Source organism: Bhargavaea sp. GQ12 (assembly GCF_059758705.1).
In genome coordinates, this window is record NZ_JCAXEU010000003.1 from 17,120 (window position 1) to 36,186 (window position 19,067).

Consider the following 19,067-nt stretch of genomic DNA (forward strand, 5'->3'; position numbering starts at 1 on the left):
CTTTTTCCTTACGGCAGGAGACCGACCAGAATCCCCGCCGTCTCCCCGAACTCTCTCAGCCAGATTCCGACAATCAGAAGCTGGACTGCCATGTGGGACAGCTTTCCGATTGGAGCATATCCGATCTCCCCGAGCATGTCCCTGAACGAGGCGGACAGGTAAAACAGGAAGGCAGACCCGGCTATAAGGCGAATCTGTCGGGCTCCTGCCCCGTCCCAGGCAAGCGGAAGTTCCTGCAGAAGCGGTACGGCCATGCGGAAAGTCAGCTGGGCCAGCAGCAGGAAAAAGAAGATCAGCAGGAAAAACGGTGTCATCTTCGGCAGGAAGGTATCCAGGATGATCAACAGGAACACGATGATGACTGCGGACAGGATAATTTCCATCATTCCTGCCTAAGCCGAGAGCCACGAAAAGAAGGATGAGATTTCCGTGAAAAAGATCCTCAGGAACCTGAGCATCTCAGCTGTAATATACAGGTACGCAACAAAGAATATGAAAAAGGAATACTCCTTCTTCCCCGTCTGCTCAAAAAACAGGTGCAGGAAGGCGATGACGAGACCGACTCCCGCTACCCGGAGAATATCTTGAAGTTCCACATGCGGCCCCCCCGTTTTTTCGAATGTATGCGGGTCCGGAATGGGATATGCGATGGCCCGTCCCGGCTGAAGCAACCGGGAATATTCCTTGATCATCCGGGGCGGACTGATTTTCTGCATATAAATAAGCTGCAGACATGCGGCTGAACCCGCATTGTCTGCAACTTTTTTCGGTTATTATGCTCGGGAGACGTATTCGCCCTCTGCAGTGTTGATGACCAGTCGGTCTCCTGTGTTGACGAAGAATGGCACCTGGACGACAAGTCCGGTTTCCAGTGTCGCCGGCTTGGAGCCGCCGCTCGCCGTATCACCCTTGATGCCCGGCTCAGTGTCGGTCACTTCAAGCTCTACGGTCGCAGGCAGGTCGACACCCAGTGTTTCGCTCTGGTACTGGATGATATGGACCTCCATGTTTTCCTTGAGGAATTTCAGTTCGTACTCGATCTGGCTTTCGTTAAGTTCGATCTGTTCGTAGTTGTCTGTATCCATGAAGATGTGCTGGTCCCCGCTTGCATACAGGTACTGCATGCGGCGGTTGTCGATCTGTGCGCGTTCCACTTTTTCACCGCCGCGGAAAGTCTTTTCTGTGACGTTGCCGTTGCGCAGGTTGCGGAGCTTGGAACGGACGAAAGCCGCCCCCTTGCCCGGTTTGACATGCTGGAAGTCCATGACGCGGTAGATGTCGCCGTCAACCTCGATGGTGAGGCCAGTCTTAAAATCGTTTACAGAAATCATTTGAGTTCCTCCATTTTAGAGTGTTATAGGATGATGAGTTCCTTGGGCGATGACGTCAGCAGTTCGCACCCGTCTTCGGTGATGAGCACATCGTCTTCGATCCGCACGCCGCCAAGGCCCGGAACATAAATGCCCGGCTCGACTGTGACGACCATGCCCGGCTTTAGCTTTGTATCCGAACGGAAGGAGAGTCCGGGACCTTCATGCACTTCAAGGCCGATCCCATGACCGGTCGAATGGCCGAACGCTTCTCCGTAACCGTGTTCGCTGATGTAGTCACGCGCGACACCATCTGCCTCTTTCCCTGTCATACCCGGTTTGAGGGCACTGCATGCACGCTTCTGGGCCTCAAGGACGATATGGTAGATTTTCTTCAGCTCTTCCGGCGGCTCTCCGACAGCGACCGTGCGGGTGATATCGGAGACGTATCCATCGTACAGGGCACCAAAATCCAGCGTGACCATATCCCCGTTCTCGATCTTTTTGTCTGTTGCGACTCCATGCGGCAGCGCCGATCGTTTGCCTGAAGCGACTATCGTATCAAAAGAGGATTCTGTTGCGCCGAGTCGGCGCATGAAGAATTCCAGCTCATTGGATACTTCAAGTTCCGTCATACCCGGCTTGATGAACGTCAGGATATGGCTGAACGCTTCGTCCGCAATTTGTGTTGCCTTGCGGATCGTCTGGAGTTCGCTGTCTTCCTTGACCATACGCAGCTTTTCGATTATGCCGGAAACAGGCACCCATTCCGCTTTGGCAGCCTTTTGGTACCTGTCGTAATCGGCGTATGGCAGTGTGTCCTGTTCGAAGCCGATTTTTTTGATTCCCATTGCGCTGATCTGTTCTGCAACCGCATCTTGCATAAGTCCCGACTGTTTTTCGATGCGGAAGCCTGCCACCTGTTCCGCGGCCTGCTCCGTGTAGCGGAAGTCCGTGATGAACACGGCATCATCCCGCGAAATCAGTGCAGTTCCGGCAGATCCTGTGAAGCCGGTCAGGTAGCGCCGACTGTGCGGGTTCGTGACTAGAAATCCATCAATTCCGAGTTCATCGAAAAAAGCGCGGAACGCATTCAGTTTATCCATGATCATTCCCCTTTTCCCATCCGAAGGAGGGCAAGCATCGCCAAGTCGTAGCCATAGGTTCCTATTCCGGATATTTGCCCGATGCATACCGGGGCCAGATAGGAATGGTGCCTGAAGGACTCCCGCTTATGTATATTCGAGATATGAACTTCGACTGTCGGGATCCCGGCATCGGCCACCGCATCGCGCAAAGCGACTGAAGTATGTGTGTAGGCAGCCGGATTGAAAATGATTCCGGATGTGCCGTCTTCGGCGGCCTGCTGGATTCGATCGACGAGGGCACCTTCGTGATTGGATTGATAAAACGCCAGTACGGCGCCGTTGTCATTGGCCAGCTTGAGGAGACGTGCTTCCACATCGCCGAGCGTTTCGCTTCCGTAGATTTCAGGTTCCCTTTTTCCGAGCCGGTTCAGGTTCGGGCCGTTCAGACAGAGGATATTCATCGCCAGCCCTCCTTTCAGCAGATTCCTCACCATTTTATCATATGAAAGCAGGCGGACAACGTTTTTCACGAGTCCGCCTGCTGTTTTTTATGGAATGCCGCCGTTTCGTTGATAAACCTTGTCGCGACCAGGGTCAGCGCCGCAAATGGAACGGAAATCGACTGCCGGAAATCACCGTAGCCGCCGGGCCTGACAATCAGCCACTCAATCAGCCCCGCAATCACAAGACCGGCGACGGCGGCCGTGATGGACACCTTCCACTTCCACGTCAAAGCCAGAAGATAGTATAAGACAAGTGACAGCACATAAACGGTGGCAAGCAGAATCAGCCACTTGGCTGCCCAAGGCCCTTCCGCAAAAACACCATATCGCTCCGCCCAGCCGGTCGGTTTCCATTTGATGAACTTGAAGTAATGAAGAAATTTCAGGCCGGCAGTAAAGATCACTGCCGCCGCTCCTGCCGTCCAGAATGGCAGCTGCTTAAACATCGGACCACCTCCGCATTTCATCATCATGATGGGATTATGACGGGGTGTTTATTCATGCAGCACAAGATTATCAGCGGAACTTGGCAAAACAAGCGGGCAGCCCTGTCAGGGATGCCCGCTTTTCAGATCAATAGATGAAATTGATGATTACAGTCCGCATTTCAGCTGGGCCCCGCAGTTTGTGCAGGAATTGCATCCGCCCATTTCTTCAACCGTCCCCTTCCGGCAAACCGGGCATGTATCGCCGATTTCCGATCCGATCGTAACGTTTGTTGAACGCAGAGCCTGAATTGTATCTACGAGGACGACCGGACGCTTTTCCTCGACCTGTTCTTCGATTTCCACATCCGGATCGTTTTCCTCTGCTTTCAGCGTCAGCACCTGGGAGTCGCGGGATCCGTCGACATAGACCGTTCCGCCCTTTGCTCCCCCTCGGTAGAGACGCTCGTATACTTGTTCAACCTGCTCAACTGTGAAGCCCTTTGGCGCGTTTACCGTTTTCGATATGGAACTGTCAATCCAGCGCTGGATGACGCATTGCACATCCGCATGTTCTTCCGGAGTCAGATCCATAGAAGTAGCAAACCAGTCAGGAAGCTGTTCCGGATCAGCATCCGGATTGGCACGCAGATAATCTTCCACGATTTCCGCTTTGACTTCGATGAACTTCCCAAGACGGCCGCTGCGGTAATAAGTGAACGAGAAGTATGGTTCAAGCCCCGTACTCACTCCGACCATTGTGCCCGTGGAGCCTGTCGGCGCGACCGTAAGCAGGTGCGAATTTCGGATACCGTGCTCGAGGACGCCCTGGCGGATGTCCTCCGGCATGCGTTTCATGTAGCCGGTGTTGATGAACCGCTCCCTCAGTTCGGCCGTTTCTTTTTCCGTTTCACCGATCAGGAACGGGAAGCTGCCTTTTTCCTTGGCGAGCTCGATGGATTCCCTATAGGCCGTTGTCGCGATCGCTTCGAACACCTCGTCGACCAGCTGGTTGCCCTCCTCGGAACCGTAGCGTTTTCCGCAGTAGATCAGCAGGTCCGCCATTCCCATGACGCCAAGTCCGACACGGCGCTCGCCGAGTGCCTGGCGTTCGTTTTCCTCAAGGAAGTACGGGGTAGCATCGATCACATTGTCCTGCATGCGGACGCCTGTCCTTACAGTTTCACGCAGCTTGTCGTAGTCGACCCTGCGTGTTTCTTTGTCAGCCATCTCGGCCAGGTTGACCGCGGCAAGGTTGCAGACAGAGTAAGGGGCGAGTGGCTGCTCCCCGCAAGGGTTGGTGGCAACGACCTGCTGGCCGTATGCTTTTGCATTCGTCATATCGTTGGCATTGTCGATAAAGAATATGCCGGGCTCCGCAGAGTAAGTGGCACAGATATTGATGAGGTTCCACAATTCACGGGCTTTCATCGAACGGTAGGTGCGGATAGCGTATCCGCGCTTTTCCCATTCACGCACATCCCCTACCTGATGCCATTGTTCGTTGTACTCGTTCATCTCTTCAGGAGAATATTGCTCGACATACGGGAAGCGGAGATTGTGTTCACCGTCTTCTTCAACTGCCTTCATGAAGTCGGATGTAAGAGTGACAGAGATGTTTGCACCGGTCAGGAACTCCGGGTTGTGGACAGAATAGGTCCCGCCATCACGGAGCTTGTGCTCGGCGTCGCGGATGATCGCCTCGCTGAAGCCGCCGTATCCGGGAATATGTTTGTAGTTGACGATCCCCTGATACATGGCTTCTTCCTGCTGGGTGAACGGCTTGAACTTCAGTTTTTCTTTTGCAAGTTTGCGGATATGCCCGTCATTCGTGTTTTCGACCAGGAAGCGGAGAATCCGCGGGTTCTGCATTTTTGAGATGATGAACTCGACGATGTCCGGGTGCCAGTCGGCAAGCATGATCATCTGCGCACCGCGACGGGAACCGCCCTGCTCAACTAGATGGGTGAGCTTCGCAATATCATCCAGCCACGAAACCGATCCGGAAGATTTGCCGTTCACGCCGCGCGCAAGCGTATTGCGCGGGCGAAGCGTAGAGCCGTTGGTTCCGACACCGCCGCCTCGGCTCATGATTTCCATCACCTGCTTACGGTGGTCCGAGATGCCTTCTCGGGAGTCTGCGACAAACGGCATCACATAGCAGTTAAAGTATGTGACGTCCGTATCGGCACCGGCACCGTACAGGACACGGCCAGCCGGGATGAAGTTAAGCGAAACGAGCTCTTTGTAGAAACGGTTGAACGAAGCCTGGCGTGTTTCTTCGTCCTTCTCGACGGAAGACAGCCCCGTCGCATTACGCTTGGCGATCTGCTCGTAGAAAACTTCCAGCGGTTTCTCGATGACATCGATCGGACGGGTGACGATGCCCTTTTCCTGCTCTTGCGGATGGTCGATGGCGGAGCGGTAATCCGGTTCGATCCAAATGTCCGCCAACCCATTTTCCGCATCAAGGGAGAGGATATAACCGAGTCCGCGTGCAGGGAACTTAGGATCTTCCTTGACCGTAAGGACGACGTAGTCCCCTACCCCTAGTGTTTTCTTTTCGGTATCCTTGAACGAATAGCGATCGATCATGACCAGCCGGGAGACTCCTTTATGACGAATCTGCATCTCCTCAGTGACCGGATGGACCTGTGGAAAACCGGCAATGTCCCTGTTCAGTTTCGAAACGTCCAGCGTCGGTTGGTTTTTGTGTGAAGCGATGACCAATACCATGACCTCCTCGAATATCCTTTATGATAGATACTATATCTAGTATTATGTACTTCCCAACTCTACTACATGTTGAAACCAGGCATCAAGAACAGAATTTCGACCTTGACATTTCCGGATCTTCCGAGATGCCATGCGGCTACTGGCTCCGACATGTTTCGACAGGAAACGAGTCCATTAAAATTGATGCGAAAGTCCCTGTTTCACTTCTTGAAGTTCCATGAGTCGTTCGCATACTTTTCCTTTTCCAATGCTTGTACAAGATCCAAAATTTCCTTATTTGGTTCCCTGGTGATGAATTCGATATCAAGTGCTTTTTGGAAGCCCGTACGGAATGCCTCTGCCACTTCGTCCATCGCAATGCTGCGGCCGGAGAGCTCCTCTATGGAGACAGCCTTGTTCTTGAGCTTATCCTTCATTCTTTGCCGGTGTCCTTCGGAAGCGAAATGGAATACGGAGACCAGCTTGTCCAGATCCATCGAAACAGGGATTGCACCATGCTGTAGGATGACGCCCTTCTGACGTGTCTGTGCGCTGCCTGCCGCTTTCCTGCCTTCAACGACCAGTTCATACCAGCTCGGCGCATCAAAGCAGACGGCGCTTTTGGGCTTTTTCAGTGCATCCCGCTCCTCTGTGCTGGACGGGACGGAAAGTTCAGCGTTAAGTCCGAGGTTCCGGAATCCCTCAAGCAACCCTGCACTGATGACTTTGTAAGCCTCAGTCACGGTTGCCGGCATCTGCGGATGGGATTCCGATACGATGATGCTGTAGGTTAGCTCCCGGTCATGAAGCACGGCACGGCCGCCTGTCTGCCGCCTGACAAAACCGAGCCCCATCTCTTTCACCTTCTCCAGATCCACCGCTTCAGCTGCCTTTTGGAAATAACCGATGGACAGCGTTGCCGGGCTCCATTCGTAAAAACGCACAACAGGCGGAATCAAGCCTTTGGAGTGTAGGTCAAGCAAAGCCTCATCCATCGCCATATTGTAGGAAGCACTCTGCGGTCCGGAGTTGATGAAAATCCATTTTTCTGTCATTCCTGACTTCCCCTTTCAAAAACACAATGGACTTAGTTTATCATAAACGGGATGCGTTTTTTGATTGGATCAGCCAACATCTTATCCTGTCATGGACGAACCGCATGAGTTCTTTTATAATCTTAGGGAGAGAGAAAGGGGAAAATGGCTTTGGAATCACTTTATATCATTTCCGCGATCCTTTTCGGATTGATTATCTACCTGCTCGTGACCCTGCTAAGGACCCGCAAGGCGGTGACTGCGCTTAATCAGGAGGAGTTTATCGCGGGCTACCGGAAGGCCCAGCTGATCGATGTGCGGGAGCAGAAGGACTTTGATGCGGGGCATATCCTCGGAGCCCGCAACATTCCGTTCACGCAATTCTCCCAGCGCTACAAGGAGATCCGCCCGGACAAGCCGGTCTATCTGTATGACCAGAACGGCTCCCGGAGCGGCCGGTCCGCGCTCTATCTGAAAAAACGGGGCTATGGACAGCTCTATATGCTCCAGGGCGGTTTCCGTCAGTGGACAGGGAAAGTCAAAACGAAAAAATAAAAACAAACGCCTCCGCGCAAGCAATGCTTGCCGGAGGCGTTTGTTATTGGGCCCCTATCATCAGGGGTGCCGCCGATGCGGAAAAGGCCCGCACGGATGCGGGCCTGTTTTCCATTTATAATCGATCAGTTGACGGCAACCGCTTCAGGAGCCTCAGGACGGTTGTATTTCAGTACCGGCTTGCGTGCTGCCTGAGTTTCATCCAGGCGGCTTACGACAGTGGTATGTGGGGCTTCCTGGACAATTTCAGGGTTCTCTTCCGTCTCGCGTGCAATCTGGATCATCGCATCGATGAATGCATCAAGTGTTTCTTTGGATTCCGTTTCCGTCGGCTCGATCATCATGCCTTCCTCGACGTTAAGCGGGAAGTAGATGGTCGGCGGATGGAAGCCGAAGTCCAGCAGCCGCTTGGCAATATCAAGCGTGCGGACGCCAAGCTGTTTCTGGCGGCGGCCGCTCAGCACGAATTCATGCTTGCAGTGGCGGTCATACGGCAGGTCAAAATGAGGAGCCAGTCGGCGCATCATGTAGTTCGCGTTAAGCACCGCATATTCAGATACGAGCTTCAGGCCTTCTGCACCCATGGAGCGGATGTACGAATATGCGCGCACATTGATGCCGAAGTTGCCGTAGAACGGTTTGATCCGGCCGATCGACTGCGGGCGGTCATAGTCGAATGTGAAAGCATCGTCTTTCTTCACGAGCACCGGTTTCGGCAGGAATGGAACGAGTTCCTTTTTGACGCCGACAGGACCGGAACCGGGACCGCCGCCGCCGTGAGGGCCGGTGAACGTTTTGTGGAGGTTGAGGTGGACGGCATCGAAGCCCATGTCCCCCGGACGCACCTTGCCCATGATGGCATTCAGGTTCGCGCCGTCATAGTAGAGCTTGCCGCCCACACCGTGGACGATTTCCGCCATTTCGAGAATATTTTCCTCGAACAGGCCGAGCGTGTTCGGGTTCGTCAGCATGAGCGCTGCTGTGTCTTCTCCCGCCACACGCTTCAGGTCCTCGATGTCGACAAGCCCGTGTTCGTCAGATTTAACTGTAATTGTTTCAAGGCCTGCTACCGTTGCGGAAGCAGGATTCGTTCCGTGGGCGGAGTCAGGAATGATTACTTTTGTCCGGTTATGGTCACCGTTCGCTTCGTGGAAAGCGCGGATCATCATTAGTGCTGTCCACTCGCCGTGTGCCCCGGCAGCGGATTGGAGCGTCACTTCGTCCATGCCCGTGATTTCAACCAGGTGTTCCTGCAGATCGTACATTAGACCCATTGCACCCTGGACGGAAGACTCCTCCTGGAGAGGGTGGACATTTGCGAATCCGGACAGACGGGCGGCAGATTCATTAACTTTTGGATTGTATTTCATCGTGCAAGAGCCCAGCGGATAGAAACCTGAATCTACACCATGGTTACGGCGGGAAAGCGCCGTGTAGTGGCGCATAATATCAAGTTCGGAAGCTTCCGGCAGTTCTGCGGGCTCCTCGCGGAGAAGTCCTTCCGGAAGCAGGGCGGAAAGATCGGTTTCCGGAACATCGAGTTCCGGAAGTCCGTATCCGATCCGGCCTTTTTTACTGATTTCAAAAATGAGCGGCTGGTTTTCTTTATGCATGGATGGCCTCCATTTCCTGCACAAGTGCATCGATTTCTTCCTTCGTCCGCTGTTCGGTCACCGCGATAAGCATATGGCCTTCCAGCTCAGGATAAGTCAGTCCGAGGTGATATCCGCCGATGATCCCTGCATCGAGCAGACGGCGGTTCAGGTCTGCAACCGGCTCTTTGCACTTCACGACAAATTCGTTGAAGCTTGGGCCGCCGAATACGACTTCATAGCCGGCTTCCCGGAAAGCTCGGATGGCGTACTGTGTTTTGGAGATGTTTTGCAGGGCCATTTCACGGACCCCCTGCTTGCCGAACGCCGACATGGCGACAGATGCGGCAAGAGCGTTCAGTGCCTGGTTCGAGCAGATGTTGGACGTCGCTTTGTCACGGCGGATATGCTGTTCGCGCGCCTGGAGCGTCAGTACATAGCCGCGACGGCCTTCCTCGTCATTCGTTTCACCGACGAGGCGGCCCGGAACCTTGCGCATCAGCTTCTTTGTAACAGCGAAATAGCCGCAGTGCGGGCCGCCGAAAGCTTCCGGAATGCCGAATGGCTGCGCATCACCGACCGTGATGTCGGCTCCCAGTTTGCCCGGAGGCGTCAGAACCGCAAGCGCCAGCGGGTTTGAAGAAACGACGAACAGCGACTTGTTGTCATGTGCGATATCGGCCGCTTCCTGGATATTTTCGATCTGTCCGAAGAAGTTCGGGTACTGTAGCATGACCGCTGCAGTATCTCCGTCGATCATACCGCGGAGCGCTTCAAAATCCGTCACGCCATCTTTTAGCGGAATCACTTCAACATCAATCGACTGACCGAGTGCATAGGTCTTTACGACATCACGGTATTCAGGATGGACAGCTTCCGAGACCAGAAGCTTTTTCCGGCGTGTATGAGCTGCAGCCAGCATGCCAGCCTCGGCCAATGCGGTTCCTCCGTCATACATCGAGGAGTTGGCGATGTCCATGCCAGTCAGTTCACAGATCATGGATTGGAACTCGAAGATCGCCTGGAGTTCCCCTTGGGAGAATTCAGGCTGATACGGCGTGTACGCCGTATAGAATTCGGAACGGGAAATGACATGGTCGACGATGACCGGCTTGTAGTGATCATAGACTCCTGCCCCAAGGAACGATGCGTGGGAGTTGCTGTCGGCATTTTGGCCGGCAAGTTCGGAAAGCTCTTTTAAAAGATCCGTCTCGGACAACGCCGGTTTCAGGTCGTAGTCACGGTCAAAACGGACTTTTTCAGGAATGTCACTAAACAGATCATTGATGGATTGGACGCCGATCGCGTCGAGCATTTGTTTCTTGTCCGATTCAGTCATCGGCAAATAACGGTGCTTCATCATTCTGGACCTCTTTCTGATTTAGGATTTCGCGCGCTTATAAAACGGGGTTTCGACAATTTCAGCCTTGAGGCGCTTTTTGCGCACTTCCACTTCCACTACATCGCCCAAAACAGCATGTTCAGTACCGATGAGGATATTTCCGATATTTGCACCCAATGTCGGGGATTGTGTGCCGGTCGTTACCTCGCCGATTTTTTCGTCTCCCTTGTAGACTGCGTAACCCGTACGCGGAATCCCTTTATCGATCATCCTGATCCCTGCAAGCTTCCGGGGAACGCCCTCTTCCTTCTGCCGGACGAGAACTTCCTTTCCGATGAAATCGTCTTGCTTGCCGACTTTAACCGCAAAGCCGAGACCTGCTTCCAACGGGGAGATCGCATCGGACATTTCCTGGCCGTACAAGGGAAGCCCTGCTTCAAAGCGCAGTGTATCACGGGCGCCGAGACCGGCAGGCACAAGACCGTCCTTTTCGCCTTCCTTCAGGATCTCTTCCCATAGCACACGTGCGGATTCCGGGGAGGCATAAATTTCAAATCCGTCCTCACCCGTATAGCCCGTGCGTGAAATGAGCGCCTGATGGCCGGCGATGCTGACTTGATCCTTAAAGCGGAAGAACTTGATTTCTTCGAGTGGTTCATCTGTCAGCCTTGCGAGGATTTCCTGAGCCTTCGGTCCTTGGAGAGCCAGAAGTGCGTAGTCATCGGACACATTTGTGACCGTAACATCACCTTCCACATGCTGCTTCATCCACTCCACATCTTTGTCCGTGTTGGCAGCATTGACAACAAGAAAATACTTATCATCGGACATCTTGTAGATCAGCAGGTCATCGATCGTGCCGCCCTGCTCGTTGCACATGATGGTATATTGGGCGCGTCCTTCCACTAGCTTCGAAACATCATTGGTCATGAGCTTCTGAAGAAAAGCTGTGCTGTCTTTTCCTTCTACGAATACTTCACCCATATGGGACACATCGAACAAGCCCGCCTTCGTACGTACCGCTTCATGTTCCGATTTAATGCCGGAAAACTGGACGGGAAGATCCCATCCACCAAAATCGATCGTCTTCGCCCCGTGACCGGCATACAGGTCATATAGCGGGGTGCGCTGCAAGGTGCTTTCAGCCATTGCACTTCTCCTCCGTTTCATCCAGATGTAAAAAAGGACAGAGAGACCCGTAAAATCGGGTCCTCTGTCCTGTCACCTGAAAGTTTTCCTGGTCGGTTTTCCTCGTTGGTGGCCGGCTGGTCCGGCGCTCTCCAGAGATGCGTCCTGTACGAGTCTTTTTGCCTGAGAGATTCATAACACCCGTTACTTGCTCCTTCGGCGACGCATTCACGCGCTCTCTCCCCGTACATTCATCCGCCCGGCAGATGCCGGTTATTCAGCTGTAGTTAAAGCGAAAGTTCTGCCGCTTTGCCTATATCCTAACATTGAATTTTGAGGAAGGCAATAATTTTTAAAAAATGGTTTGAGAACCGAACGTTAAAAAACCGGAAACCGTAATAGTTCGGCTTCCGGTAGTTTTTTATCGTTTTCCTTTTCCTTTTAGCCGTCTGACCTGTCTGGCAGCATAATCTGTTGCCTGGCGCAGGCTCCGGCCTTGGGTATTGATTGTGATATGGGCGGTTTTTCTATAGACTTTTTTCCGCTCATTAAAGAGCTGCTGGAGTTCCTCACGTGTCGAGCGCTGGACGATCGGGCGGTTCTTGTCCGTCTTGATTCTCCTCCAGATTTCGAAAAATGGGGCATTCAGGAAAAGCACAAGTCCAGTCTGCCGGAGGAGCTTCCGATTTTCCGGTCGCATCGGTGTCCCGCCGCCCGTCGAGATGATGCACCATTCATCACGGAAGTTTTTCAGAAAGTCGGTTTCCAACTGACGGAAGTGCTCCTCGCCGTACTGTTCAAAAATCTGCGGAATCTTCATGCCCGCCTGTTTCTCGATCTCCCTGTCCATGTCGTAGTACGGGAGACGCAGCGCGTAGCTCAGCCGCTTCCCGATCGCCGACTTCCCCGAACCCATGTAGCCGATCAGGTATACCTTCTTCATCTTCCCACCTGCCTAAAAGCGGTTCCGCTTCGCTAAAATACGACTCGATTTTACTAATCGTATCACGAGCGTGGGAAGATTCCAATAACGTATAAGCCTGCAATTGTGCCAGATATGCATTCGTTGCAAAAAGAATGAACACGGAAACTAGAAAAATGAGGAGAATCGCAGCCGGCAGGATGCCGCCAGTTTCATTTCTTAGTTTGAAGAAGATGGTGCAGCGACCTCCTTTCTTTTCCGTCCATGAACACGGCGCTGACAGACAAGACACCTTCTTCAACCAAAAATCTGACGGATCGGACTCCTGTCAGCATCGGTTCATGCCCCTGGTCGTTCACCCGCTTGCGGATCAGGGATGCCGCGGGATAATGACCGATCTCGGTCACCTTATCTCCCGTGATGATGCGGAGCCGGCTCCCGCCATCGAGGATGTGCACCCCTTCCACTTCTCCGAGATAGTCAGCCAGTTCATACCGGAACAGCTCCCATTCAACAGAAGAAGGGTCCCCTATGTGATGAGCCATTTCTGCCGAATACCTGAAAAAGCCGGCAAACAGGATGAAAAATAACGAGAAAATCGCCAAATGTAGCAGAGCCTCGACAAATGTATATCCAGCTTCACTGCTCTGTCCCGTAGCAGCGTGATTGCCATCCGGACAAGGTCTTGTACGAAACACAGATTCCCCCTCCCTGCATCCTCCAGTCAAACATGACACCGTCCATCATGCGCGACCCTTCAACTGCTCCGGTCAGATGATGACCATCCACCGCATCGGAGGCGACAGAGGCTGCCTGGGCAGCGAGTCTCTGGTCTTCCAGTACAATGGCCATCCGGTCCATCAGCGGAAAAAGCGTCGAAAAGATGATGTAGACAATAAGCAGCGACAGGAGGGATTCCGGAAATGAGAAACCCCGTTCATTCCCCAATCGTGACCCTCCCTTTTCCGATGTGGATGATGAGCGTCTTGACGCCTTCCGGTGTACGGAAATTCAATGTCCCGAAGGACCTGGCTGAGCCCTGGCCGGTGAACTCCACCTGCTTCAGTGTACTGAATTCCGAGAGCGATACTCCTTCCGGCAGTTGTCGCCTGAAAAGGATGGAGGAACGTGTTCCGGAGGCCACATAGTTTCCATCCGCAAGAAAAACGATCTTCGTGTACTCTTCATTTGCGACGGCATGCATCTGGATGGCCTGGATATCGAGCTTAAGCTGGTCCTCGAACGGAATCGGCTCCTGGTTCTGCAGCGCCTTTGAAGCAGACACTGCATATCCGACGCCGGTCACGGCCATGACCACTGCCAGCACGAGCAGCATCTCGGTGAAAGTGAATGCTTTTGAGTCAAGGTGCCGTCGCAGTGACAACACCGTTGTTCACGACAATCGTCCTCCCGTCAGAGCAAGAAAGGTCCCCATCCTCAAGGTAATCCGGCTTCAAATCGGCCTCCGATTCCGGATTTTGCTTATTCTCTATCTTGTAAGCCTGAACCTGGCCTTCAACCATCTTGACCAGGGCATTACAGCCCGTCTCGTCAATCTCGGCTGCCCGCTTGGTCACATTAGGTATCGCAAGCAGGATCAGTACGGAAATCACAAGTAGGACGATCATCATTTCAATCAGGGTGAAGCCAGATTGGTTTATTAGTTTCTTCAACTTGAGTTCCCCTTTCATTGGAGTTCGATCATACTGTAGACCGGCAGCATCAGGGCCAGATAGGCGCCCATGATACAGACTGCCAGAATTCCAAACAACACGGGCTGAACGACGGCAATCAGCTTTTCCGATTCCTCTCCGATTTTTTCATCCATCAGTTCACTGTAGACAAGCATTTCCCTCGGCAAGTGGCCGCCTTCCTCCCCATGTCGGATGAATGATGGAAAGTCAGGCATAAATCCACCGGCATGACGGACTGCTTCATGGAGCGGATCTCCGGTAAGAATCCGGGATTCGACATTTCTCGTGATCATCGCTAGCATGGAATTGCTGTCCTGCGCGGCCACGATGCCGAGTGCCTGCTGAAGCGGAATGCCTCCCCCCAGAAGCGTTCCCATCTCCCGGGCAAATACAGTGGTCTGCCCCATTCTGACCCACTTGGAAAGCACAGGTACCGATAGTGCAGTCCTAAGCCTTTCTTCCGCCGGTTTTTTTGCCCAGATCAGATAAACCGGAATAGCGACAGCAATAAAGATCAGCACTACGCCTGCAATCACATCAGGCAGCCTCAGAAGATAGGCGGAAAGGGCGACCGCATCTTCCCCGCCTCCCCTGCTGCTCAGCATCTTTTCCATGTTCGGCATAAACATCGTTCTGAACAAAATGAACAGCAATGCAATAAAACAGAAAAGGACGGCGGGATAAAAAGTGGCTTTCCGCATTTTCTCCATCGTCCTTCCCCTGCGCCCGAGTCGGCCAGCCACTGTCCGGAGCGACTCCGGCAAATTGCCGTGGCTGACGGAAATCCCGACGGGAACTAGAAGTGCGGAGGAAAATCCGACATCCGCGAGAATTTCCTCGGGACTTTTTCCTGAACGCAGATTTTTTTCCAGCGCGCGCTCGGCTCCGCTTGGATCACTGATATGGTGAGGAAGCAGCATCCGGACAGAATCATGGAAGGTATAACCTTCATCCATCAGCCCGGCGGCCCGGGAAAGGAACCGTTCCGGTTGGTGGAGCCGGATTTTCTTTGACCGCCTTATATGGAGCCGGGACATTTTGCATCGCCTCCTTCCGGTCAAGCGTCAGTTCTGACGGCATAACAAACGGATCCCCTTCCTGCAGGCACCGGAACGCTTTGCCGAGCAGGTGTCCGTGGAGGATTTCGTAAATTGCTCTTTGACCGCTGCCGCCTGAAGACAGCCGCTGGGCACAAATCATGTATACCGTCTGTCTGAGTTCTTCCAGCTGGATGCCGAATTCCAACATCCTGAACAGGCTTCCCGCTGTATCTTTGGAGTGGACGGTCGCCACAACGAGGTGCCCCGTCAGCGCCGCCTGAACGGCGACTTTTGCTGTATCCGCATCGCGGATCTCTCCAATCATGATGACATCCGGCGAATGTCTGAGAATTGCCTTGAGTCCGGTTGAATAAGTGATGCCTGCCCGCTCATTCACCTGGATCTGCAGAAGGTGCGGCTGGCTGCGTTCGACCGGATCTTCAAGGGAGATCACATGCCGCCCGAGTGCCTCTGCGCAATGGCGGGTCACCGAATACATTGTGGTCGTCTTGCCGCTTCCTGTCGGGCCGGTAAAGAAAATCATTCCCTGCCGTTTTTCAGCGGCCCCGAGAAGCAGACTGACAGCCTCCATATCATCCGTCAGCTCCGCCACAGGACGGGCATCCTCTTGCGCCTGGAAACGGATGGCCGCACTTTCCTTCTTGTTGACAGAGGGCAATGTTGAAATGCGGAAAGAGTAAAGGGCATCTCCAAAGACAAGGGAAAATGCACCGCTTTGCGGTTTTCTGCGCTCTCCGATATCAAGTGAGGATAGGTACTTATAAAAGGAGATGATCCGCTCACCGAGTTCAACGGGGATTTCCGATGCCGTAATGATCCCCCTTCCTTTTCTGTGCTGGATTTCATAAGAATGGCCTGACGGGTTCAGGTGAAGGTCTGTTGCGCCTTCCCCGACTGCCCGGCTCAGGAGTTCCACGGCTTTTTCTTCGATGACGTTTTCCACCGTACTGCCGCCTCCCTGCCTACTGTAATTGACAGGAAAGGACCGCACTCCCCTGTCAGTTCGAGTATAGGCCGGCAACGGGGCGGTTGGTAGTTAATCCGGCACCTTTGCAAAATGGGACAATATCCGATGACGTTATTGAAAAATGCAAGGCGAAAAGGGGGCAAATTTGAATTTTGATGATTTAACATTGACAACCTTTTGTCACAATCTTGCTATCGGAATCAGTTTGCACCGCACAGTCAAAACCTATATAATGAATGGGAGATGATTATGGCACCGTTGTAAAGGAGGGAACACGCGTGGATAATATGTTCAAGCTTTGTGGCTTCTGGACAGGCATTTTCGCGGTCATGTTCTATATCGGAGACATGATGACACCGTCATTGCTCATGTTGGCAAGCACCGGATTCTTCATTCTATTCGGATATCTGAAGTTGACTGAACGCATGTACTTATATCTTTTCGGCGCTTACTTGATGGTCTTCATGGTTGGGTTCAGCTATTACACGAACTTCATTCATGTGCCGGGCGCAGGACATTAATTAAAAATGTGATACAAAAAAACAGCCGGATTGGCTGTTTTTTTATTGCTCAATTATCCGCGAAGAAACGGATTCAACCTCTTTTCGTCACCGATTGACGTCGGGTCCATGTGGCCCGGAAGGACTTCGGTCCCTTCAGGCAACGCAAATAGTTTTTCCCGGATCGAGCTGAGCAGAGTTTCATGGTCGCCGCCCGGCAAGTCGGTCCGGCCAATGCTCATGCGGAAAAGTGCGTCCCCGCCGACGAGAACCCCTTCACGCTCAAAGTAAAATGCCACGCTGCCCGGAGAATGGCCCGGCACATGGAACGTACTGAATTCGAAATGGCCATCCTTGCGTTGTCCGTCTTCGCCGATAAGCCGGTCCGGTGCGTCTGTGCGGATATCAGGAAGATCCGTATACCTTCCGGATCCGTTCAGCATCGGATCACTGAGCCATTCCTGTTCAGCTGAATGCAGATGGACCGGTATGCCATAGCGTGTCCGGAGGTCTTCCACCGCCCCAATATGGTCAAAGTGTGCATGGGTCAGGTAAATTGCTGTTGGACGAAGATTCAGCTTTTCAATTTCCCCTGCAACCTTTGCGGCTTCCTCTCCCGGATCGAAAATCAGGCACTCGCCGGTTTCCGCTTCGGCGATATAGCAATTCGTCTGCAGAGGCCCAAGCGGATATCGATGGAATTTGATCATTTGTCTGTTCACCCCGAGCCCATTATAGCATGGCGGGTTGCCGGTGTTCATACATTCGACACGATTTGCGCTCGACAAATGAAGGTCCTTTCATTACAATAGAAGAGGAGTTTATACGTGATCTGAATCATTATCGGACTCATTGTCGGAAGGAGTGTCACCGATGAACTTACTGATGGTTATTTTTGGACTCATTGCGATTTTCGCAGCAATCGGAACAGTCCAGGCTTTCAAGGAACGTAATATCCTGAGCATTCTTTTCAATTTGGCTGCATTCGTCGTCTTCGGGGCCTTTGTCGTTCTCACGATCGCTTTCCAGGGCTACCCGCCAACACTTCACTGATCCCAACAAAGGACCGGCAAACATGCCGGTCCTTTTGCATTTTTGAAAAGAAAAAAGGCGATTCCGGTCATTTCCCGGAATCGCCTTTTATTTGTTCCATCCAATTCACAACTGTCCCATCGTCTGTATTAAATAGCAGCTCGCTCATCGCACCGGTCAGGCAAAAGGACGTCTCCGCGGAGCAGGTCATAACCGGAGAATCGACCCTTGCCGCTGACTTCCGGATTCCGCGCGTGGAAATCAATGCCGGCTGCCACTGAGATGCTCCTTCCGCGGCCTCTGTCTCCGTCGGCAAGAGCGTTGCAAACCGTCCCGGTCCAGCAGGCACAATTTCCGCCGGAAGAAGTCCGGGCCACCGGTCTCCCGAGGGAAGACTCATGACCGGAAGCCAATCCCCTTCTCCGCTGCCGATCAGGTAGCGGATACTGCCGTCAGCGGCGGCTTCGGCGATGGCGAATAATTTGCCGTCCGTTGAGAATTCCAGGACATTCTCCGCAATCACGGTTCCGTTGCCGTCTACAAGCGTTCCTCCGTCTTCCAGATTGCCATCATCCAGCACTTCAATCACTCCGCCAGCTTCTGACCATACCGGAAAAGGCCCGGCATCTTCAACCGGGTCAAGAGAGCCGGAAGATGCATCTGCGAGGAAGACGTCAAAGTCCCAATATTCATCAAAAGCTGTCACATACAGCTTTGTCCAGTCGTCAGGATTCCAGGACCAGGCAATATCGTGGGACTCCACGATAATGTCCTCCTCGGCAGTGTCGTCACCGATCAGCCGAAGATGGGCCTCCCCCTCCCCTGCATCCAGCCTGAGCAAAAGTCTGCCTGACGGGTGGCTTTCCGCCTCAGTGATCATGAGTTCCGTCCGGACGATCTCTTCGGCAGCCCCTTTTTCCGGTTCTACCGCGTACAGGACTGAACCCCCGGCTTCTTCGGAAGAGACGGCCAGAATCCTGCCTCCCGCATCAAATCCCAGGACAAGCGGATCTTCTCCGATATCAGGAATGGCCCGGGTATTTTCTTCAGGTTCTTCGGCACCTTCAGCTGTTCCCCCCGCTTCTGGCGGCGTTTCTTCCTCAGGCGCACAACCGGCTGTCACCAAAATAATGGCGAGCAGTCCGGCAAGCATCCGTTTTTTAATCACCCATAGCCCCCCGTTTCGTTATCGTTATGTA

At 53.1% G+C, this 19,067-nt stretch carries 23 protein-coding genes and 1 riboswitch; of the genes, 3 read left to right on the forward strand and 20 right to left on the reverse strand.

Features of this window, described 5'->3' with window-relative positions; all coding sequences use genetic code 11:
• Positions 1–8: 8 nt before the first annotated feature.
• From AC6CHQ_RS03490 to AC6CHQ_RS03525, 8 genes are all read right to left on the reverse strand, one after another.
• Complete coding sequence (locus AC6CHQ_RS03490; protein ID WP_143059359.1) at positions 9–386, reverse strand: hypothetical protein; 378 nt, start codon at positions 384–386, stop codon at positions 9–11.
• A 6-nt stretch (positions 387–392) separates the two neighbouring features.
• The gene (locus AC6CHQ_RS03495; protein ID WP_063178419.1) at positions 393–596 is read right to left on the reverse strand and encodes a SpoIIIAC/SpoIIIAD family protein; all 204 of its coding nucleotides are present in this window, start codon (positions 594–596) and stop codon (positions 393–395) included.
• Positions 597–773: 177 nt separating this feature from the next.
• Positions 774–1,331, reverse strand: a complete 558-nt coding sequence (gene efp, locus AC6CHQ_RS03500) for an elongation factor P (RefSeq protein WP_092051148.1) — start codon at positions 1,329–1,331, stop codon at positions 774–776.
• Positions 1,332–1,354: 23 nt separating this feature from the next.
• Positions 1,355–2,416 carry a M24 family metallopeptidase gene (locus AC6CHQ_RS03505; protein ID WP_251240326.1) on the reverse strand — a complete coding sequence of 354 codons (1,062 nt, stop codon included), beginning with the start codon at positions 2,414–2,416 and terminating at the stop codon, positions 1,355–1,357.
• A gap of 2 nt (positions 2,417–2,418) precedes the next feature.
• Positions 2,419–2,859 (reverse strand): type II 3-dehydroquinate dehydratase, encoded by a 441-nt coding sequence (gene aroQ / locus AC6CHQ_RS03510; protein ID WP_251240327.1) that lies wholly within the window; start codon positions 2,857–2,859, stop codon positions 2,419–2,421.
• A 65-nt stretch (positions 2,860–2,924) separates the two neighbouring features.
• Positions 2,925–3,347 (reverse strand): hypothetical protein, encoded by a 423-nt coding sequence (locus tag AC6CHQ_RS03515; protein WP_498080905.1) that lies wholly within the window; start codon positions 3,345–3,347, stop codon positions 2,925–2,927.
• Between the two features lie 147 nt (positions 3,348–3,494).
• Positions 3,495–6,056 carry a vitamin B12-dependent ribonucleotide reductase gene (locus tag AC6CHQ_RS03520; protein ID WP_498080906.1) on the reverse strand — a complete coding sequence of 854 codons (2,562 nt, stop codon included), beginning with the start codon at positions 6,054–6,056 and terminating at the stop codon, positions 3,495–3,497.
• Between the two features lie 206 nt (positions 6,057–6,262).
• The gene (locus AC6CHQ_RS03525; RefSeq protein ID WP_092051156.1) at positions 6,263–7,096 is read right to left on the reverse strand and encodes a lipoate--protein ligase family protein; all 834 of its coding nucleotides are present in this window, start codon (positions 7,094–7,096) and stop codon (positions 6,263–6,265) included.
• A 150-nt stretch (positions 7,097–7,246) separates the two neighbouring features.
• Between AC6CHQ_RS03525 and AC6CHQ_RS03530 the strand changes: the two genes are divergently transcribed.
• Positions 7,247–7,630 (forward strand): rhodanese-like domain-containing protein, encoded by a 384-nt coding sequence (locus AC6CHQ_RS03530; RefSeq protein ID WP_092051158.1) that lies wholly within the window; start codon positions 7,247–7,249, stop codon positions 7,628–7,630.
• Between the two features lie 125 nt (positions 7,631–7,755).
• Here AC6CHQ_RS03530 and gcvPB read toward each other — a convergent pair whose 3' ends face one another.
• The 10 genes from gcvPB to comGA all read right to left on the reverse strand — a co-directional run bounded on the left by gcvPB (position 7,756) and on the right by comGA (position 16,312).
• Positions 7,756–9,243, reverse strand: a complete 1,488-nt coding sequence (gene gcvPB / locus AC6CHQ_RS03535; protein WP_251240330.1) for an aminomethyl-transferring glycine dehydrogenase subunit GcvPB — start codon at positions 9,241–9,243, stop codon at positions 7,756–7,758.
• Positions 9,236–10,582 carry an aminomethyl-transferring glycine dehydrogenase subunit GcvPA gene (gene gcvPA, locus AC6CHQ_RS03540; RefSeq protein ID WP_251240331.1) on the reverse strand — a complete coding sequence of 449 codons (1,347 nt, stop codon included), beginning with the start codon at positions 10,580–10,582 and terminating at the stop codon, positions 9,236–9,238. The genes gcvPB and gcvPA overlap by 8 nt, the downstream gene beginning before the upstream one ends.
• A 21-nt stretch (positions 10,583–10,603) precedes the next feature.
• The gene (gene gcvT, locus AC6CHQ_RS03545; protein ID WP_092051162.1) at positions 10,604–11,713 is read right to left on the reverse strand and encodes a glycine cleavage system aminomethyltransferase GcvT; all 1,110 of its coding nucleotides are present in this window, start codon (positions 11,711–11,713) and stop codon (positions 10,604–10,606) included.
• A 140-nt stretch (positions 11,714–11,853) separates the two neighbouring features.
• Positions 11,854–11,947: riboswitch (glycine riboswitch) on the reverse strand.
• Positions 11,948–12,113: 166 nt separating this feature from the next.
• On the reverse strand, positions 12,114–12,635 hold the full coding sequence (locus AC6CHQ_RS03550; RefSeq protein WP_092051164.1) for a shikimate kinase: 522 nt from the start codon (positions 12,633–12,635) through the stop codon (positions 12,114–12,116).
• 191 nt (positions 12,636–12,826) lie between these two features.
• The gene (comGF, locus tag AC6CHQ_RS03555) at positions 12,827–13,351 is read right to left on the reverse strand and encodes a competence type IV pilus minor pilin ComGF (RefSeq protein ID WP_498080907.1); all 525 of its coding nucleotides are present in this window, start codon (positions 13,349–13,351) and stop codon (positions 12,827–12,829) included.
• Positions 13,254–13,562: a hypothetical protein gene (locus tag AC6CHQ_RS03560; protein ID WP_092051168.1), complete on the reverse strand. Its 309-nt coding sequence runs from the start codon at positions 13,560–13,562 to the stop codon at positions 13,254–13,256. Before AC6CHQ_RS03560 ends, comGF begins: the two co-directional genes overlap by 98 nt.
• The gene (locus tag AC6CHQ_RS03565; RefSeq protein ID WP_092051170.1) at positions 13,552–13,998 is read right to left on the reverse strand and encodes a hypothetical protein; all 447 of its coding nucleotides are present in this window, start codon (positions 13,996–13,998) and stop codon (positions 13,552–13,554) included. The genes AC6CHQ_RS03560 and AC6CHQ_RS03565 overlap by 11 nt, the downstream gene beginning before the upstream one ends.
• Complete coding sequence (gene comGC, locus AC6CHQ_RS03570) at positions 13,976–14,287, reverse strand: competence type IV pilus major pilin ComGC (RefSeq protein ID WP_245744310.1); 312 nt, start codon at positions 14,285–14,287, stop codon at positions 13,976–13,978. Before comGC ends, AC6CHQ_RS03565 begins: the two co-directional genes overlap by 23 nt.
• Positions 14,288–14,301: 14 nt before the next feature.
• Complete coding sequence (gene comGB, locus AC6CHQ_RS03575; protein ID WP_251240334.1) at positions 14,302–15,264, reverse strand: competence type IV pilus assembly protein ComGB; 963 nt, start codon at positions 15,262–15,264, stop codon at positions 14,302–14,304.
• Positions 15,257–16,312 (reverse strand): competence type IV pilus ATPase ComGA, encoded by a 1,056-nt coding sequence (gene comGA / locus AC6CHQ_RS03580; RefSeq protein ID WP_251240335.1) that lies wholly within the window; start codon positions 16,310–16,312, stop codon positions 15,257–15,259. The genes comGB and comGA overlap by 8 nt, the downstream gene beginning before the upstream one ends.
• 311 nt (positions 16,313–16,623) lie before the next feature.
• On the opposite strand from comGA, the gene AC6CHQ_RS03585 reads away from it, so the two are divergent.
• A complete protein-coding gene (locus AC6CHQ_RS03585; protein ID WP_407640874.1) occupies positions 16,624–16,857 on the forward strand; it encodes a DUF2626 family protein in 234 nt (77 codons plus the stop codon).
• A gap of 53 nt (positions 16,858–16,910) precedes the next feature.
• Here the strand turns inward: AC6CHQ_RS03585 and AC6CHQ_RS03590 are convergent, their stop codons facing one another.
• Positions 16,911–17,546: an MBL fold metallo-hydrolase gene (locus tag AC6CHQ_RS03590; protein WP_251240336.1), complete on the reverse strand. Its 636-nt coding sequence runs from the start codon at positions 17,544–17,546 to the stop codon at positions 16,911–16,913.
• Positions 17,547–17,709: 163 nt separating this feature from the next.
• Between AC6CHQ_RS03590 and AC6CHQ_RS03595 the strand changes: the two genes are divergently transcribed.
• Entirely contained in the window at positions 17,710–17,889 is a 180-nt protein-coding gene (locus AC6CHQ_RS03595; protein ID WP_092051182.1) for a DUF2759 family protein, read from the forward strand.
• Positions 17,890–17,956: 67 nt separating this feature from the next.
• Here AC6CHQ_RS03595 and AC6CHQ_RS03600 read toward each other — a convergent pair whose 3' ends face one another.
• The gene (locus AC6CHQ_RS03600) at positions 17,957–19,036 is read right to left on the reverse strand and encodes a YqgU-like beta propeller domain-containing protein (protein ID WP_498080908.1); all 1,080 of its coding nucleotides are present in this window, start codon (positions 19,034–19,036) and stop codon (positions 17,957–17,959) included.
• Positions 19,037–19,067 lie beyond the last annotated feature (31 nt).

Bases quoted from the DNA above. Each gene is read 5' to 3' on its own strand.
- AC6CHQ_RS03490 (WP_143059359.1), bottom strand. From the start codon at position 386: ATGATGGAAATTATCCTGTCCGCAGTCATCATCGTGTTCCTGTTGATC.
- efp (WP_092051148.1), bottom strand. From the start codon at position 1,331: ATGATTTCTGTAAACGATTTTAAGACTGGCCTCACCATCGAGGTTGAC.
- AC6CHQ_RS03505 (WP_251240326.1), bottom strand. From the start codon at position 2,416: ATGGATAAACTGAATGCGTTCCGCGCTTTTTTCGATGAACTCGGAATT.
- aroQ (WP_251240327.1), bottom strand. From the start codon at position 2,859: ATGAATATCCTCTGTCTGAACGGCCCGAACCTGAACCGGCTCGGAAAA.
- AC6CHQ_RS03515 (WP_498080905.1), bottom strand. From the start codon at position 3,347: ATGTTTAAGCAGCTGCCATTCTGGACGGCAGGAGCGGCGGCAGTGATC.
- AC6CHQ_RS03525 (WP_092051156.1), bottom strand. From the start codon at position 7,096: ATGACAGAAAAATGGATTTTCATCAACTCCGGACCGCAGAGTGCTTCC.
- gcvPB (WP_251240330.1), bottom strand. From the start codon at position 9,243: ATGCATAAAGAAAACCAGCCGCTCATTTTTGAAATCAGTAAAAAAGGC.
- gcvPA (WP_251240331.1), bottom strand. From the start codon at position 10,582: ATGAAGCACCGTTATTTGCCGATGACTGAATCGGACAAGAAACAAATG.
- gcvT (WP_092051162.1), bottom strand. From the start codon at position 11,713: ATGGCTGAAAGCACCTTGCAGCGCACCCCGCTATATGACCTGTATGCC.
- AC6CHQ_RS03550 (WP_092051164.1), bottom strand. From the start codon at position 12,635: ATGAAGAAGGTATACCTGATCGGCTACATGGGTTCGGGGAAGTCGGCG.
- comGB (WP_251240334.1), bottom strand. From the start codon at position 15,264: ATGGATGAAGGTTATACCTTCCATGATTCTGTCCGGATGCTGCTTCCT.
- AC6CHQ_RS03585 (WP_407640874.1), top strand. From the start codon at position 16,624: ATGTTCAAGCTTTGTGGCTTCTGGACAGGCATTTTCGCGGTCATGTTC.
- AC6CHQ_RS03590 (WP_251240336.1), bottom strand. From the start codon at position 17,546: ATGATCAAATTCCATCGATATCCGCTTGGGCCTCTGCAGACGAATTGC.
- AC6CHQ_RS03595 (WP_092051182.1), top strand. From the start codon at position 17,710: ATGAACTTACTGATGGTTATTTTTGGACTCATTGCGATTTTCGCAGCA.